General features: G+C 70.8%; 15 protein-coding genes. 10 read left to right on the forward strand and 5 right to left on the reverse strand.

Features of this window, described 5'->3' with window-relative positions:
- Window positions 1-59: 59 nt before the first annotated feature.
- Window positions 60-1,064 (forward strand): DMT family transporter, encoded by a 1,005-nt coding sequence (locus tag ACFC3F_RS02935; RefSeq protein WP_376126432.1) that lies wholly within the window; start codon window positions 60-62, stop codon window positions 1,062-1,064.
- On the opposite strand, the gene ACFC3F_RS02940 is transcribed toward ACFC3F_RS02935, so the two are convergent.
- A complete protein-coding gene (locus ACFC3F_RS02940) occupies window positions 1,036-1,509 on the reverse strand; it encodes an Lrp/AsnC family transcriptional regulator (protein WP_376126434.1) in 474 nt (157 codons plus the stop codon). The two genes, ACFC3F_RS02935 and ACFC3F_RS02940, sit on opposite strands and share 29 nt — an antisense overlap.
- 161 nt (window positions 1,510-1,670) lie before the next feature.
- Here ACFC3F_RS02940 and pdhA point away from each other — a divergent pair, with 161 nt between their 5' ends.
- From pdhA to ACFC3F_RS02955, 3 genes are read left to right on the forward strand one after another with little or no spacing between them, the layout of a single operon-like run.
- A complete protein-coding gene (gene pdhA / locus ACFC3F_RS02945) occupies window positions 1,671-2,801 on the forward strand; it encodes a pyruvate dehydrogenase (acetyl-transferring) E1 component subunit alpha (RefSeq protein ID WP_376126437.1) in 1,131 nt (376 codons plus the stop codon).
- A complete protein-coding gene (locus ACFC3F_RS02950; RefSeq protein WP_376126440.1) occupies window positions 2,798-3,808 on the forward strand; it encodes an alpha-ketoacid dehydrogenase subunit beta in 1,011 nt (336 codons plus the stop codon). Before pdhA ends, ACFC3F_RS02950 begins: the two co-directional genes overlap by 4 nt.
- Complete coding sequence (locus ACFC3F_RS02955) at window positions 3,805-5,178, forward strand: dihydrolipoamide acetyltransferase family protein (RefSeq protein ID WP_376126443.1); 1,374 nt, start codon at window positions 3,805-3,807, stop codon at window positions 5,176-5,178. Before ACFC3F_RS02950 ends, ACFC3F_RS02955 begins: the two co-directional genes overlap by 4 nt.
- A gap of 50 nt (window positions 5,179-5,228) precedes the next feature.
- Here the strand turns inward: ACFC3F_RS02955 and ACFC3F_RS02960 are convergent, their stop codons facing one another.
- A complete protein-coding gene (locus ACFC3F_RS02960) occupies window positions 5,229-5,825 on the reverse strand; it encodes a TetR/AcrR family transcriptional regulator (protein ID WP_376126446.1) in 597 nt (198 codons plus the stop codon).
- Window positions 5,826-5,930: 105 nt separating this feature from the next.
- On the opposite strand from ACFC3F_RS02960, the gene ACFC3F_RS02965 reads away from it, so the two are divergent.
- From ACFC3F_RS02965 to ACFC3F_RS02985, 5 genes are read left to right on the forward strand one after another with little or no spacing between them, the layout of a single operon-like run.
- Window positions 5,931-7,535 carry a carboxyl transferase domain-containing protein gene (locus tag ACFC3F_RS02965; protein ID WP_376126449.1) on the forward strand — a complete coding sequence of 535 codons (1,605 nt, stop codon included), beginning with the start codon at window positions 5,931-5,933 and terminating at the stop codon, window positions 7,533-7,535.
- Between the two features lie 2 nt (window positions 7,536-7,537).
- Complete coding sequence (locus ACFC3F_RS02970; protein ID WP_376126452.1) at window positions 7,538-9,574, forward strand: acetyl/propionyl/methylcrotonyl-CoA carboxylase subunit alpha; 2,037 nt, start codon at window positions 7,538-7,540, stop codon at window positions 9,572-9,574.
- Between the two features lie 9 nt (window positions 9,575-9,583).
- Window positions 9,584-10,735 carry an acyl-CoA dehydrogenase family protein gene (locus ACFC3F_RS02975; RefSeq protein WP_376126455.1) on the forward strand — a complete coding sequence of 384 codons (1,152 nt, stop codon included), beginning with the start codon at window positions 9,584-9,586 and terminating at the stop codon, window positions 10,733-10,735.
- Between the two features lie 4 nt (window positions 10,736-10,739).
- Window positions 10,740-11,216: a MaoC family dehydratase gene (locus ACFC3F_RS02980; protein ID WP_376126458.1), complete on the forward strand. Its 477-nt coding sequence runs from the start codon at window positions 10,740-10,742 to the stop codon at window positions 11,214-11,216.
- Complete coding sequence (locus ACFC3F_RS02985; RefSeq protein ID WP_376126461.1) at window positions 11,213-12,028, forward strand: HpcH/HpaI aldolase/citrate lyase family protein; 816 nt, start codon at window positions 11,213-11,215, stop codon at window positions 12,026-12,028. Before ACFC3F_RS02980 ends, ACFC3F_RS02985 begins: the two co-directional genes overlap by 4 nt.
- A 95-nt stretch (window positions 12,029-12,123) precedes the next feature.
- On the opposite strand, the gene ACFC3F_RS02990 is transcribed toward ACFC3F_RS02985, so the two are convergent.
- Window positions 12,124-12,729 carry a histidine phosphatase family protein gene (locus ACFC3F_RS02990; protein ID WP_376126464.1) on the reverse strand — a complete coding sequence of 202 codons (606 nt, stop codon included), beginning with the start codon at window positions 12,727-12,729 and terminating at the stop codon, window positions 12,124-12,126.
- 19 nt (window positions 12,730-12,748) lie between these two features.
- Window positions 12,749-13,573, reverse strand: coding sequence for a Sir2 family NAD-dependent protein deacetylase (locus ACFC3F_RS02995; RefSeq protein ID WP_376126466.1), 825 nt, complete (start codon window positions 13,571-13,573; stop codon window positions 12,749-12,751).
- Between the two features lie 137 nt (window positions 13,574-13,710).
- On the opposite strand from ACFC3F_RS02995, the gene ACFC3F_RS03000 reads away from it, so the two are divergent.
- Window positions 13,711-14,517 carry a TrmH family RNA methyltransferase gene (locus tag ACFC3F_RS03000; protein ID WP_376126527.1) on the forward strand — a complete coding sequence of 269 codons (807 nt, stop codon included), beginning with the start codon at window positions 13,711-13,713 and terminating at the stop codon, window positions 14,515-14,517.
- Here ACFC3F_RS03000 and ACFC3F_RS03005 read toward each other — a convergent pair.
- Window positions 14,508-15,365: an SGNH/GDSL hydrolase family protein gene (locus ACFC3F_RS03005; RefSeq protein ID WP_376126469.1), complete on the reverse strand. Its 858-nt coding sequence runs from the start codon at window positions 15,363-15,365 to the stop codon at window positions 14,508-14,510. The genes ACFC3F_RS03000 and ACFC3F_RS03005 overlap by 10 nt on opposite strands.

Raw genomic sequence — 15,365 nt, forward strand, 5'->3', positions numbered from 1 at the left:
CGACTCGGATACTGTCACCAGTGTAATCACCCTTCACTCCTGACAGCCGGATGCCGCCCATGACCTCGACCGCACCCATCCCGATCATCCGCGACATCGCCCCGCCGACGAGACTCAGCACGACGGGCCTCGTCCTGGCGGTCGCCTCGGCCCTCGCCTTCTCATCGAGCGGGCCGTTCATCAAGCCGCTCCTCGAAGCGGGCTGGTCGGTCGGCGCAGCGCTCATCGTCCGGATCGGCCTCGCGGGGCTGCTGCTCTCGCCCGCGCTGTTCGTCGCGATGCGACGACAGCGGTCGTTCCTGCGTCGCCACGGTCTGCTCATGGTCGGGTTCGGGGTGACCGCCGTCGTCGGATGCCAGCTGTTCTACTTCCTGGCGATGCAGCGGATGCCGGTGGCCGTGGCGCTGCTCATCCAGTTCCTCGCCCCCGTCATGCTCGTTCTGCTGGCCTGGGTGCGCACGAAGCGCGCGCCGTCCACGCTCGTCATCGTGGGATCGGTCGTGGCCGTTGCGGGTCTCGTGCTCGTCGTGGACATCTCGGGGGTGAGCTTCGACTTCGTCGGCACGCTCTTCGCCCTCTGCGCCGCCGTCTGCGTCATGGCCTACTACCTGATCGCCGAGAAGTCGCGCGACGATCTGCCGCCCCTCGCGCTCGCGGCGGGAGGACTGCTCGCCGGCGCCCTGTTCATGGGGGTCCTCGTGGTCATCGGCGTCCTGCCGTTCCACGCTCCACCGGTCTCGGTCGAGCTCGCCGGCATCGAGGTGCCGTGGTTCGTGCCGCTGCTGTGGGTCGCGTGCGTCGCGACGACGCTCGGATACGGTCTGGGTGTCATGGCGATCCCGCGCATCGGATCGCGGGTCGGGTCCTTCGTCGGGCTGTCCGAAGTGCTCTTCGCTCTGGGGTTCGCCTGGCTCCTGCTGGCCGAGGTGCCCGCGCCCGTCCAGTTCGTGGGCGGCGCGCTCATCCTCGTCGGCGTCGTGCTCGTGCGCCTCGATGCCTCGGCGGGCACGGGGCGGCGGGGGCGCGCCGGGAAGGCTATCTCTCCCGCCGTGCCAGCTCCATGAGCGGCATCAGGCGGTACGGGATGACCTCGTCCATCACGAGCGATGTCTCGGTGCGCTCGACGCCGTCGATCGCGAGGATGCGCGCGTCCGTATCGAACAGATGCTGGGTGTCTCGACAGGCGACGCGCACGAGCAGATCGATCTGACCGCTCAGTCCGTGCGCCTGCACGATCTCGGGGATCGCAGCGAGGTCTTCCGTGATGCGCGGCAGGTCTGCCTGCCGGACGATGACGCTGATGAACGCCTCGATCGGGTAGCCGAGAGCGGCCGACGAGAGAGCACGCTCATACGACAGGAACACGTCGGCGCGGTCGAGACGCGACATGCGCGCCTGGACGGTGTTGCGTGACAGGCCGAGTCTCTCGGCCAAGGCGACCACGGTCGCGCGCGGGTCGGTCGACAGGGCCGCGAGCAGGTCGAGGTCTACCTGGTCCAGGGTGCTCATAGTGCGCAACGTTAGCACGCCGTATTTTCAAATGAATGCGCAACATGCTCAAGTACTCTTCGTTAGCTTGAGCTAGGTGCAATGTCGACGTAAGGTCTGGCTTGTCGGCGAAGCAGCTGACGACCACGACGAGCCCCCACGAGGATGGCTCCCGAGGAGGGATGACGATGACGCACACCCTGACACCGACCGCCGAGCGAGCGACCGACGTCGACGACGTCGCGCGGCTCGTGAACCCCGACGGGGAGCGGGTCTCCGATCCCGACCTGGAGCGCTGGGTCGCCGACGTCGACGCGACGGCGCTGCGTGAGCTCTACCGCGACATGGTGCTCGTGCGTCGCGTGGACACCGAGGGCGTCGCGCTGCAGCGCCAGGGGCAGCTGGGCCTGTGGGCTCCCTGCCAGGGTCAAGAGGCGACGCAGGTCGGCACCGCTCGCGCATTCCGGGCCGACGACTTCGTCTTCCCCAGCTACCGGGAGATCGGGGTCAACCTCGTGCGCGGCGCGAAGCCGGCCGACTTCGTGCTCGCGTGGCGCGGTGAGTCGCACTCGACCTACAACCCCTACGACATAAACACCGCCACGCCGCAGATCATCATCGGCGCGCAGGCCCTGCACGCCGTGGGCTACGCCATGGGCATCCAGCGCGACGGCACCGACCAGGTCTCGGCGGCGTACTTCGGCGACGGAGCGACCAGCCAGGGTGACGTGAACGAGGCGATGGTCTTCGCCTCATCCTTCCGCTCGCCCGTCGTCTTCGTGTGCACGAACAACCAGTGGGCGATCTCGGAGCCCGTCACGGTGCAGGCGAAGTTCCCGATCGCCGGGCGTGCACCGGGCTTCGGCATCCCCAGCATGCGGGTCGACGGCAACGACGTGCTGGCGTGCCTGGCCGCGATGCGCTGGGCGATCGACAATGCCCGCAAGGGCAACGGTCCCGCCTTCATCGAGGCCGTCACCTACCGGATCGGCCCGCACACGACGTCGGATGACCCGACCCGGTACCGCGACAAGGACGAGGTCGAGCGCTGGCGTCAGCGCGACCCGATCGCGCGCATCGAAGCACTCCTGCGCGCCGAGGGCGCGTTCGACGACGCGTTCGCGGCCGAGGTCGCCGCCGACGCGGACCAGCTCGGAGCCGAGGTGCGCGCCGCCACGCTCGGCGCCGTGACCCGCCCCGCGATCGAGGTGCTCGACGACGTCTACGCCGAGCCGCACACGGGGCTCGCAGAGCAGCGCGAATGGTACGGCGCGTACCTCGGCGGCTTCGACACGGAGGAGACGGCACGATGACACAGCTCACGATGGTGAAGGCGATCAACGAAGGTCTGCGTCGCGCCATGGCCGACGACCCGAAGGTCCTGCTCATGGGCGAGGACATCGGCAAGCTCGGCGGTGTGTTCCGCATCACCGACGGCCTGATCGACGAGTTCGGCGCGCAGCGCGTCATCGACACCCCGCTCGCGGAGTCCGGCATCATGGGCGCCGCCGTGGGGCTGGCGTTCCGCGGCTACCGCCCCGTCGTCGAGATCCAGTTCGACGGGTTCGTCTACCCGGCCTTCGACCAGATCGTCTGCCAGGTCGCGAAGCTGCACTACCGCACGCGCGGCAACGTCAAGATGCCGATCACGATCCGCATCCCGTGGGCCGGGGGCGTGGGCGCCGCCGAGCACCACTCGGAGTCGCCCGAGGCGTACTTCGTGCACACGTCGGGCCTGCGCGTCGTCGCGGTGTCGAACCCGCAGGACGCGCACGTCATGCTGCGTCAGGCGATCGCGAGCGACGACCCGGTCGTCTACTTCGAGCCGAAGCGGCTCTATCACACGAAGGGCGAGGTCGATTTCGACACCGACCTGGCCGACGCGCCGCCGATGGGTCTCGCCCGGGTCGCGCGCGAAGGCAGCGACGTGACGATCCTGACCTACGGCGCCCAGGTGCCGGTCGCCCTCGACGCGGCGATGGCCGCCGAAGACGACGGTCTCTCGATCGAGGTCATCGACCTGCGCTCGCTCTCGCCCGTCGACTACCGCACCGTGACGGCATCCGTCCGCAAGACCGGTCGCGTCGTCGTGACCCACGAAGCGGCGCGCGAAGCGGGCGTCGGCGCCGAGCTCATCGCGAGCGTCACCGAGCGCTGCTTCAACCACCTCGAAGCCGCGCCTGCGCGCGTCACGGGCCACGACATCCCGTACCCGCCGGCCAAGCTCGAGAAGCAGCACGTGCCCGATCTCGACCGGATCCTCGACGCGGTCGACCGCGTGCTCGACCGCCCGAACAGCCTGACAGGAGTGGAGCTGTGATCCAGGACTTCCGCCTGCCCGACCTCGGCGAAGGTCTGCCGGAGGCCGAGCTCGTCCAGTGGCTCGTCGCCGAGGGCGACACGGTCGCCCTCAACCAGACGATCGCCGAGGTCGAGACCGCGAAGGCCGTCGTCGAGCTCCCCAGCCCCCACGCGGGCATCGTGCAGAACCTCCACGCCGCCGCGGGCGATGTCGTCGAGGTCGGCTCGGTGCTCATCTCGTTCCAGCTCGAGGGGGAGCACGCCGCACCCGAGGCGGCGCCCGAGGCGGCGGCATCCGCTCCCGCCGAAGCGGAGGATGCCGGTGAGAAGGCGCAGCCGAACCTCGTCGGCTACGGCGCGGCGCCCCGCTCGTCGGGTCGCCCGCAGCGGCGTGCCCGCGCTGCCGGGGGCCGGAAGGAGCCGGCCGACACCGCCGTGCTCGAAGCGGCCCCGCACGACGCGGTGCACTCGCAAGAGGTCATCGAGCGCCCGCTCGAGCGCCCCCGCTCGACGCCGCCGGTGCGCATGCTCGCCAAGAAGCTCGGCATCGACCTCGCTCTCGTCGAGGCGGGCGGCGCGACGGGCATCATCACGCGCGACGACGTGGAGGCGTACGCCGCCCGCGTCGGGGCCGCCCCGGCCGCCCCCGCTGCGCCTGCGCAGCCGGCGCCGGTCCGCGAGACCGGCGAGCGCACGACCCGCACCCCGATCCGCGGTGTACGCAAGCACACGGCGGCCGCGATGGTGCAGAGCGCCTTCACGGCACCGCACGTCACGACGTTCCTCACGGTCGACGTCACGGCCACGAGCGAGCTGATCGCCTCGCTCAAGGCCGACCGTCGCCTGCAGGATCACCGCATCGGCGTGCTCACGGTCGCGGCGAAGGCCGTGTGCCTCGCGCTGGGCACGCACCCCGAACTGAACTCCAAGTGGGATGAGGCAGCGGGCGAGATCGTCCAGCACCATTACGTCAACCTCGGGATCGCCGCCGCGACGGGCCGCGGCCTGGTCGTGCCGAACATCCGCGACGCCCAGGAGCTGTCGCTCACCGAGATGGCGGACGCCATCCGGGCGCTGGCCGAGACGGCGCGTGCCGGCAAGACCTCGCCCGCCGAGATGATGGGCGGAACGTTCTCGATCACGAACGTCGGCGTCTTCGGCGTGGATGCGGGAACCCCCATCCTCAACCCCGGCGAGGCGGGCATCCTCGCGATCGGCGCGGTGCGCCGTCAGCCGTGGGAGCACCGCGGCGAGATCGCCCTGCGCGACGTCATGACGCTCGCGCTGTCGTTCGATCACCGACTCGTCGACGGGGAGCAGGGCTCGAAGTTCCTCGCCGACGTCGCGGGCGTGCTGCGCGAACCCGGACGCGCGTTGCTTCTGCGCTGACGACGACGGGCCCGCCCGCGACGACCGGGCGGGCCCGTCGTCCTTCGGCGTCAGGCGCTGAGCGCCGCGATCGCCATCGATTCCAGGATGCCGCGGATGTCGGGCGCGTCCGGCGCCGAGCGCAGGCCGTGCACGCTGTGCGGCGTCGAGTTGATGAGACCGAAGCACGCGTGCGCGCGTACGCGCAGGTCGCTCGCGTCCCGGTCGGGATGCAGATCGGTCAGCACGGCGATCCACAGCTCGACGTATTCGCGCTGCAGACGGCGCACGGTGTGTCGATCGTCATCGGCGAGACTCGCGAGATCGCGGTCCTGCACGCGGATGACGTCGGCGTCGGCGAGGGCGAAGTCGACGTGGAAGCGCACGAGCCCTGTCAGACGATCCCGCGCTGTGCGGTGCTCGGCGAGCACGGCGCGTCCGCCCGCGAGGAGTCGCTCGCTGACCCGCACGAGGATCGCCGCGAGCAGGGCCTGCTTGTTGACGAAGTGCCGATAGACGGCGGGTCCGCTGACCCCGACGGCGGCGCCCAGATCCTCCAGGCTCACGCCGCTGTATCCGCGCTCGGCGAACAGCCGCGCCGCCTCGTGGAGGAGCGCGGCCTGACGGTCTGCCTTCGCGCGCTCGCGCTCCGTGACACCGCTTGTCATTTCAGTTAACCCTCGCTAACCTGGTACCTCGGTTAGTGAACACTAACCAGTTCGGATCCTCCACCGCTCGAAGCGTGATCCGATCGTGACGTCGACGGAGATGACATGACCACACTCGGGACCGAGATCGTCGCCGACGAGGCGTTCACCCGAACACGCGAGGCCCAGGCGGACCTCGCGCAGGAACTGCGCGACAAGCTCGCAGCCGCGGCGCTCGGGGGACCGCAAGCCTCGCGGGAGCGCCATGTCGCGCGCGGCAAGCTGCTTCCCCGTGAGCGGGTCGCACGGCTGCTCGACGAAGGCAGCCCCTTCCTCGAAGTGAGCGCACTGGCCGCAGACGGGGTCTACGGCGGAGATGCTCCCGCGGCGGGCGTCATCGCGGGCATCGGCCTCGTGCACGGACGACACGTCATGGTGGTCTGCAACGACGCGACCGTCAAGGGCGGCACCTACTATCCCCTCACGGTCAAGAAGCACCTGCGCGCACAGGAGATCGCCCTCGAAAACCGCTTGCCGTGCGTCTACCTCGTGGACTCCGGCGGTGCCTTCCTGCCGATGCAGGACGAAGTCTTCCCCGACCGCGACCACTTCGGACGCATCTTCTTCAACCAGGCGCGCATGTCCGCCGCGGGCGTTCCCCAGATCGCCGCCGTCATGGGATCGTGCACCGCCGGAGGCGCCTACGTGCCGGCGATGAGCGATGAGACGGTCATCGTGCGCGACCAGGGCACGATCTTCCTCGGTGGTCCGCCCCTCGTGAAGGCCGCGATCGGCGAGATCGTCACGGCCGAGGAGCTCGGTGGCGGCGAACTGCACGCGAAGCGCTCCGGCGTCGTCGACCACCTCGCCGAAGACGACGAGCACGCCCTGCAGATCGTGCGCGACATCGTCGCGACGCTGCCCCCGCCCGCTGAGCCCGCCTGGGAGGTGCGACCCGCGGCAGACCCCACCGTCGACGCGTCCGACCTGTACGGCGTCGTGCCCGTCGACGTCAATCAGCCGTACGACGTGCGCGAGGTGATCGCGCGCATGGTCGACCGCAGCGAGTTCCACGAGTTCAAGCGCGAATACGGCGAGACGCTCGTGACGGGGTTCGCCCGCCTGCACGGCCACCCCGTCGGCATCGTCGCGAACAACGGCGTGCTGTTCAGCGAGTCCGCTCAGAAGGGGGCCCACTTCATCGAGCTGTGCGACCAGCGCGGCATCCCGCTGCTGTTCCTGCAGAACATCTCGGGCTTCATGGTCGGGCGTGACGCCGAGGCCGGCGGGATCGCGAAGGACGGCGCGAAGATGGTCACCGCCGTCGCGACGACGCGCGTGCCCAAGCTCACGGTCGTGATCGGCGGATCGTTCGGCGCCGGGAACTACTCGATGTGCGGGCGGGCGTACTCGCCGAGGTTCCTGTGGACCTGGCCCGCGAGCCGCATCTCGGTGATGGGCGGTCCCCAGGCGGCATCCGTCCTCTCGACGGTCAAGCGCGATCAGATCGAGGCGCGGGGCGAGGAGTGGTCCGCCGAGGCGCAGAGCGACTTCGAGGGGCCCATCCGCGAGCAGTACGAGCGCCAGGGCAGTCCGTATTACGCGACGGCCCGGCTGTGGGACGACGGCATCGTCGATCCTGCCGATACCCGTGACCTGCTGGGGCTCGCGCTCGACGTCGTGTCGCGCACGCCGCTCCCCGAACCGCGCTTCGGCGTCTTCCGGATGTGATCATGATGAACACCGAAGTGAACGCTGTCCCCGAGCTCGTCGAACGGCTCGACGTCGTGCTCGTCGCGAATCGCGGCGAGATCGCGCGCCGGGTCATCCGCACGCTGCGCCGTCTGGGCATCCGGTCGGTCGCGGTCTACAGCGACGCCGACGCCGATGCTCCGCACGTGCGCGAGGCCGACGAGGCCGTACGCATCGGACCCGCCGCCGCATCCGCGTCGTATCTCGACATCGACGCGGTCGTCCGCGCCGCCGTCGAGACGGGCGCGCAGGCGGTGCATCCGGGGTACGGGTTCCTCTCCGAGAACGTCGCCTTCGCGCGCGCCTGCGCTGCCGCGGGCATCGTCTTCATCGGTCCCGGCGAGCGCGCCCTGGACGTCATGGGCGACAAGATCCGCTCGAAAGAGCACGTCATCGGTCACGGCGTGCCGACGGTGCCGGGATTCAGCGCGGCAGGTATGACGGATGCCGCGATCTCGGCCGCCGCCGAAGAGACCGGCTTCCCGCTGCTGATCAAGCCCTCGGCGGGCGGCGGCGGCAAGGGGATGCAGATCGTGCGCGCCGCCGACGAGCTCGCCGACGCCCTCGCGACGGCCCGTCGCGTCGCGCTGGCGGCATTCGGCGACGACACGCTGCTGCTCGAGAGGCTCATCGAGCGGCCGCGCCACATCGAGGTGCAGGTGCTGGCGGATTCCCACGGTGCGGTCATCCACGTGGGCGAGCGCGAGTGCACGTTGCAGCGTCGTCACCAGAAGGTCGTCGAAGAGGCGCCGTCGCCGATCGTCGACGCCCGAACCCGAGAGCGACTGGGAGCGGCTGCCTGTGCCGCCGCGGCATCCGTGGACTATCGCGGTGCGGGGACGGTCGAGTTCCTCGTCGCGGGGGACCGCCCCGACGAGTTCTTCTTCATCGAGATGAACACGCGCCTGCAGGTCGAGCACCCCGTGACCGAGCTCGTGACGGGGATCGACCTCGTCGAGCAGCAGCTGCGGATCGCGGCGGGACTGCCGCTCGGCATCGCGCAGGACGACATCATCCTCGAAGGGCACGCGATCGAAGCGCGCGTGTACGCCGAGAGTCCCGAGCGCGGATTCCTGCCCGCGACGGGTGACGTGCTGCTGTGGGATGCTGCCGACCCGGCCGACGTGCGCACGGATTCCGCCGTCGAGAGCGGTTCGATCGTGGGTTCGGACTACGACCCCATGATCGCGAAGGTCATCGTGCGCGGCGTCGACCGCGCCGACGCGCTCGCCCGGCTCGACGCGGCGCTGGCCGACACCGTCCTGCTCGGCGTCGACACCAACATCGCGTTCCTGCGCGCTCTGCTCGCCGACCCGGCCGTGCAGGCAGGCGACCTCGACACCGGGCTCATCGACCGGCTGCCGCCCTTCGCCGCGCCGGACCCGTCCGCTGCCGCGCTGAGCGCCGTCGCCGCCGTCGACGAGGGCCGGCACCTCGCGGGACTTCAGCAGGGACGCGCCTCAGCGCTGTGGCGCACGGGCTCCGGCTGGCGGATCGGCGATGGCGCGCCCGCGCGCACGGTCGCCGTGCTGGGCGAGGACGGCGAGGTGCGCACGGCTGCCGTGCCGGATCCCGGCCCGCTCGTCTCGGCGGGAGCGGGGGGATGGCGCGCCGTGTCGCTCGGGCGGGCGCTGCCCGCCGGCGCACAGCTGCGGACCGACCGCGAAGGGTGGTCGTGGGTGCACGCCGACGGCGTCACGCACCGCCTCAAGCCGCTGACGCGCCGCGAAGCCCTCGAACGACGTCTCGCGGCGTCGGCACGCGGTGCCGCGGCCGCGGCACCCGAGCTGCGCGCGCCCATGCCCGGTGCCGTCGTGGCGGTGCACGCCGCCGACGGCGACCGCGTCGAGACGGGCCAGCGCATCGTCACGATCGAGGCGATGAAGATGGAGCATCCCGTCACGGCGCCGCACGGCGGCATCCTGCGCCTCGATGTCGCCGCGGGCGACCAGGTGCGCCGTGACCAGGTCATCGCGCACGTGGCGGCCGACCCCTCGACGAGCTCAGAGATCGACTAAGGAGTGACCATGGACCACCACAACCTCACCGATGACGAGCGCGAGCTCGCCGGCCTCGTGCGCGAGTTCGCCGACGAGGTCGTCGCGCCGCAGGCCTACGAGGCCGACCGCACGAAGACGCTCTCGATGGACGTCGTGCGTCAGATGGGCGAGATGGGCCTGTTCGGTCTGCCCTTCTCCGAAGAGGTCGGCGGACAGGGCGGCGACTACTTCGCGCTCGGTCTCGCGATCGAGGCGCTCGCGCGCGTCGACCAGTCGATCGCGATCACCCTCGAAGCAGGGGTGAGCCTCGGTGCGATGCCGATCTACCGCTTCGGCACCGACGAGCAGAAGCAGACGCTCCTGCCCGACCTGCTCGCCGGCACGGCGCTCGCGGGCTTCGGCCTGACCGAGCCCGAAGCGGGGTCGGACGCCGGCGCGACGCGCACGACGGCGCGGCTCGAGGGCGGCGAGTGGGTCATCAACGGGGCCAAGCAGTTCATCACGAACTCCGGCACGCCGATCACACGCTTCGTCACCGTCACGGCGGTCACGGGCGAGCAGAACGGCCGCAAGGAGATCTCGACGATCATGGTGCCGCACGGCACCGAGGGCTTCACGGTCGAGCCGGCGTACGACAAGGTCGGCTGGCACGCCTCCGACACGCACCCGCTGACCTTCCAGGACGCCCGTGTGCCCGAAGAGAACCTCATCGGCGAGCGCGGCCGCGGGTTCGCGAACTTCCTGCACATCCTCGACGAAGGGCGCATCGCGATCGCGGCTCTCGCGACGGGTGCGGCCGAAGGATGCCTCGAAGCGGCGATCGACTATGCCGGCAAGCGCACGGTCTTCGGCGAAGTGCTCTCGACGCGTCAGAGCATCCAGTTCATGATCGCGCGCATGCAGCTGCGCGTGCACAACGCGCGTCTGGCGTGGCACCACGCGGCGCGACTGCGCGATGCCGGCAAGCCGTTCAAGACCGAGGCGGCCATCGCGAAGCTCACCTCGAGCGACGCCGCGATGGACAACGCGCGCGATGCGACGCAGATCTTCGGCGGCAACGGGTTCATGAACGAGTACCCCGTCGCGCGGCACTACCGCGATTCGAAGATCCTCGAGATCGGCGAGGGCACGAACGAGGTGCAGCTGCTCGTCATCGCCCGTTCGCTCGGGGTAGCGTGAGGCTGTGACCGAGATCGTTCAACGCGGACTGTACGTCGACGAGCTCGAAGTCGGTGCGCGATATGCGCACCGACCGGGACGGACGGCATCCGAAGCCGACAACATCCTCTTCACGACGCTCACGATGAACGGCCAGGCGCTGCACCTGGATGCCGCGTTCGCCGAGACGCAGCCGTTCGGGCAGCGCCTCATGAACTCGATGTGGACGCTGTCGACCCTGGTCGGCGCGTCGGTCGGGCAGATCACGCAGGGCACGCTCGTGGCCCAACTCGGGCTCGGCGACATCACGTTCCCCGCGCCGGTCTTCCACGGGGACACCCTCTATAGCGAGACCGAGATCCTCGACAAGCGCCCGTCGAGCTCGCGTCCCGGTCAGGGGATCGTGACGATGGCGCACACGGGTCGCAATCAGGACGGCGTCGTCGTCGCCACGGCGACGCGCACGGCGCTCATGTGGCTGAACGCGGAGTCGCACGCATGACCGGGTTCGATCTCGGGCCCGCGCTGCTGTTCTGCCCCGCCGATCGCCCGGAGCGCTACGCGAAGGCCTTCGACCGGGCCGACGCGGTCATCCTCGATCTCGAGGACGCCGTCTCGCCATCGGCGAAGGCCGCGGCGCGCGGTGCGCTGATCGAGTCCGAGCTGGATCCTGCCCGCGTCATCGTGCGCGTCAATCCGCCCGAGACCGACGAGTTCGCCGCCGACCTCGCGACCCTGTCGCAGACCGACTACCGCCGCGTCATGATCGCCAAGGCCGAGTCGCCCAAGCGGCTCAAGCGCCTCGACGAGCGGTTCGAGATCATCGCGCTGTGCGAGACGGCGAAGGGCATCGCGCAGGCCGACCGGATCGCGGCGCTGGACAACGTCGTCGCGCTCATGTGGGGTGCCGAAGACCTCGTGGCATCCCTCGGAGGAACCTCGAGCCGCGGCGCGGACGGCCGCTATCGCGACATCGCCCGTCACGCGCGCGCCCGGACACTGCTCGCGGCGGGATCGCGGGGCAAGGGCGCGATCGACGCCGTGCACCTCGACATCGCCGACGTGGCCGGCCTTGCCGACGAGGCGACGGATGCCGCGGCATCCGGATTCACCGCCACGGCGTGCATCCACCCGAGCCAGGTCGCCGTCATCCGCGACGCCTACCGGGCCGACGACGCTTCGGTGACGTGGGCGCGGGCGGTGCTCGCTGCGGCGGACGGGGAGCGCGGGGTCTTCGCGTTCGAGGGGCGCATGGTCGACGAGCCCGTGCTGCGGCATGCGCGCGCCGTGCTGCGCCGCGTCGACGGAGCCTGAGGTCGGCTTTCCCGCGCCGTATGCAGGAGCAGGTGTGACGGGAGTGCCCGTGCGGCGCGGTTCGCGCCGTCGGTCCTGCAGGAGGCGTCGGCGCGTCAGACGAGCGGTGAGCCGGCGTACGAGCGCAGGCTCAGCCGCTCGCGCTCGAGCAGGAACGAGAAGCTCGCGCCGTTCGCGAGGCGTTCGCCCGCGGGCGGCATCTCGCCGGCCGTCGCGTGCATGATGACCTCGCGGATGAGCGCGCCGTGCGCGACGACGACGAGGGCGGGCGAGGCGGGAGCCGTCTCGCGGCGCGCCCGCCGCACGGCTCTGCGCAGACCGAGCACGGCACGCAGGCGCAGATCCTCGCGCGATTCGGCGCCCGGGACCTCGGCGGTGTACCAGTCTCCCCACCGCGCGAAGAACTCGGTCGTCTCGAGGCCCTCGGCCTCGCCGTAGGCGCGCTCGCGCAGCTCGGGGTACGCGTGCGACAGCTCGACCCCGAGCCCCTCGGCCACGATCTCGGCGGTCTCCCGCGCGCGGGAGAGGTCGCTCGAGACGACCACGACGGGGGAGCCGTCGAGCTGCTCGCGCACCGACTGCGCGGCATCCCGAGCCTGCTGGCGTCCGGTGTCGTTGAGCGGGATGTCGGTGCTGCCCTGGATGCGTCGCGCGCGATTCCAGTCGGTCTCGCCGTGGCGCATCAGGATGAGGGTCGTCACCCTTCGAGCCTAACCGCGCTCAACGGTCGGGGAGCCCGGCGGCGAGGGCCTCGAGCACGCTGCTCGCGCTGCCGTCGATCTTGACGGTCGCGCGTGGGTCGGCCCGCGTCTCGCCGCGGTTGACGATGACGATCGGCAGGTGCTGGCGGCGGGCGCGTTCGATGAGGCGGATGCCGCTGTTCACGGTGAGCGAGGAGCCGGCCACGAGCAGGGCGTCGCTCGTGCGCACGAGCTGCTCGGCGTGGCGGAACTTCTCGCGCGGGACGAACTCGCCGAAGAAGACGACGTCGGGCTTGAGCATGCCGCCGCACGCGCTGCACGCCGGCACCCGGAAGCCCTCGGTGCTCTCGGGGAGCACGTCTCCGTCGGGTCCGAGGGCGACGGCGTCGGGCAGGGCGATCCAGGGGTTGTCGGCCTCGACGCGGGCGGCGAGGTCGCGGCGGTCGAAGATCTGGCCGCAGTGCGTGCACAGCACGCGGCGCATCGTGCCGTGCAGCTCGACGACACGGCGGCTGCCGGCGCGCACGTGCAGCCCGTCGACGTTCTGCGTCACGACGCCGGTGGCCAGGGCGCGCTCCTCGAGGCGGCTGATGGCGCGGTGCCCGGGGTTCGGCGGCACCGCGGCGAAGGCGCGCCAGCCCAGGTGGCTGCCGACCCAGTACCGCCGGCGGTCGGCCTCGTCGCCGAGGAAGCGATCGACCGTCATCGGCGTGCGCACGGGGGCGCCCGATCCGCGGTAGTCGGGGATGCCCGAGTCGGTCGAGACGCCGGCGCCCGTGAGCACCGCGATCCGGCGCCCCGCGAGGACCTCGACCGCCCGCGCGATGTCATCCGGCTCCGTCATCCGCACCTCCCGCCCTCGCAGTCTAGGTCGCTCGCTTGACCGCGAGACTGCAACGGGGCGCCGAGACTGCGGGGTTCACCCACGGTCTCGCCCTGCCGTTGCAGTCTCGCGGTCAGTGGGGCTGGGATAGTGGAGGGGTGGGGATCGAGATCGAGACGGCGGACGACCCGCGGCTGGCGGACTACCGGGATCTGACCGACATCGCGCTGCGGCGCGTGCTCGAGCCCGAGGGCGGGCTCTACATCGCCGAGTCGGCCAAGGTCATCGCCCGCGCCCTCGCCGCCGGCCACGTGCCGCGGTCCGTCCTGGTGCAGGACAAGTGGGCGGATGCTGCGCGGGCACTGCTCGCCGAACATCCGGGCGTGCCGCTCTACATCGTCACGTCCGAGGTCGCCGAGAGCCTCACCGGCTACGCCGTGCATCGCGGCGCCCTCGCGGCCATGCACCGACCGCCCCTCCCACCGCTCGGCGAGGTCGTCGACGGCGCGCGGCTGGTCGTCGTGCTCGAGGACATCGTCGACCACACGAACGTCGGTGCCATCTTCCGCGCGGCGGCCGGGCTGGGCGCCGACGCCGTCCTCGTCAGCCCGCGGTGCGCCGACCCGCTGTATCGGCGCAGCGTGCGGGTGAGCATGGGCACGGTCTTCCAGGTGCCGTGGACGCGCCTGCCGGAGTGGTCCGACGCGCAGCGTGAGCTGCACGACCGCGGCTTCCACCTCGCGGCGCTCGCGCTCGACGACGACGCCGTGCCGTTGGATGCGTTCGCCGCCGCGGGCCATGACCGCGTCGCGCTGATGCTCGGCTCCGAGGGCGACGGGCTCTCGCGCCGTGCCCTCGCGGCATCCGACTCCCGCGTGATGATCCCGATGGCCGGTGGGGTCGATTCGCTCAACGTCGCGGCGGCCAGTGCCGTCGCGCTGTGGGAACTGCGGACTCAGACCTGATCGCCGCGCGGTTCGGCGGCATCCGCCTCCGGCGCGAGCGTGACGACCGGCAGCGGTTCGGGGCGCTTGGCCGTGACGTGATCGCCGGATGACTGATGCCGCAGACGCCGCAGCACCCAGGGCACGAGATACTCCCGAGCCCACACGAGGTCGTGTGCGCGTGCGGCGCGCCACGTGCGCCCCGGCAGGGGATCGGGCTGCATCGGCTGCAGATCGTTCGGCACGTTGAGCGACCGCAGCACCATGCGGGCGACTTCGTGGTGTCCGAGCGGGTTGTAGTGCAGTCGGTCGTCGTCGAAGAAGCGCATGTCCTGCACTTCCTTCAACGCCCACTGGTCGGCGACGATGCAGTCGTGCCGGTCGGCGATCGCGCGGATGTTCTCGTTGTAGATCGCGACCTTGCCACGGATGCCACGGAACACGGGCGTGAAGTTCGTGTCGATCCCGGTGAACACGACCAGGGTCGCGCCGCCGCTCGACAGCCGCACGACGGCGTCCTCGAACATCTCGGCGACCGCGTCCGGATCCGAGCCGGGACGGATGACGTCGTTCCCGCCCGCGGAGAACGTGACGAGGTCGGGCTTGAGGGCGATCGCCGGTTCGATCTGGTCATCGACGATCTGCCGGATCAGCTTTCCTCGCACGGCGAGGTTCGCATACGCCAGATCTTCGACCTGCGAGCCGAGGACCTCGGCGACGCGATCGGCCCAGCCGCGGTGCTGATCGGTGCCGGGGATCGGGTCGCCGATCCCCTCGGTGAACGAGTCGCCGATCGCGACGTAGCGTCGCCACGGGTGCTTTTCGACATTGGCGACGTAGGGGCTGCGGTGTGCATCGGTGATCGACAT

Origin of the sequence: Microbacterium sp. NPDC055910, assembly GCF_042271185.1 — a bacterium.
GTDB lineage: Bacteria > Actinomycetota > Actinomycetes > Actinomycetales > Microbacteriaceae > Microbacterium.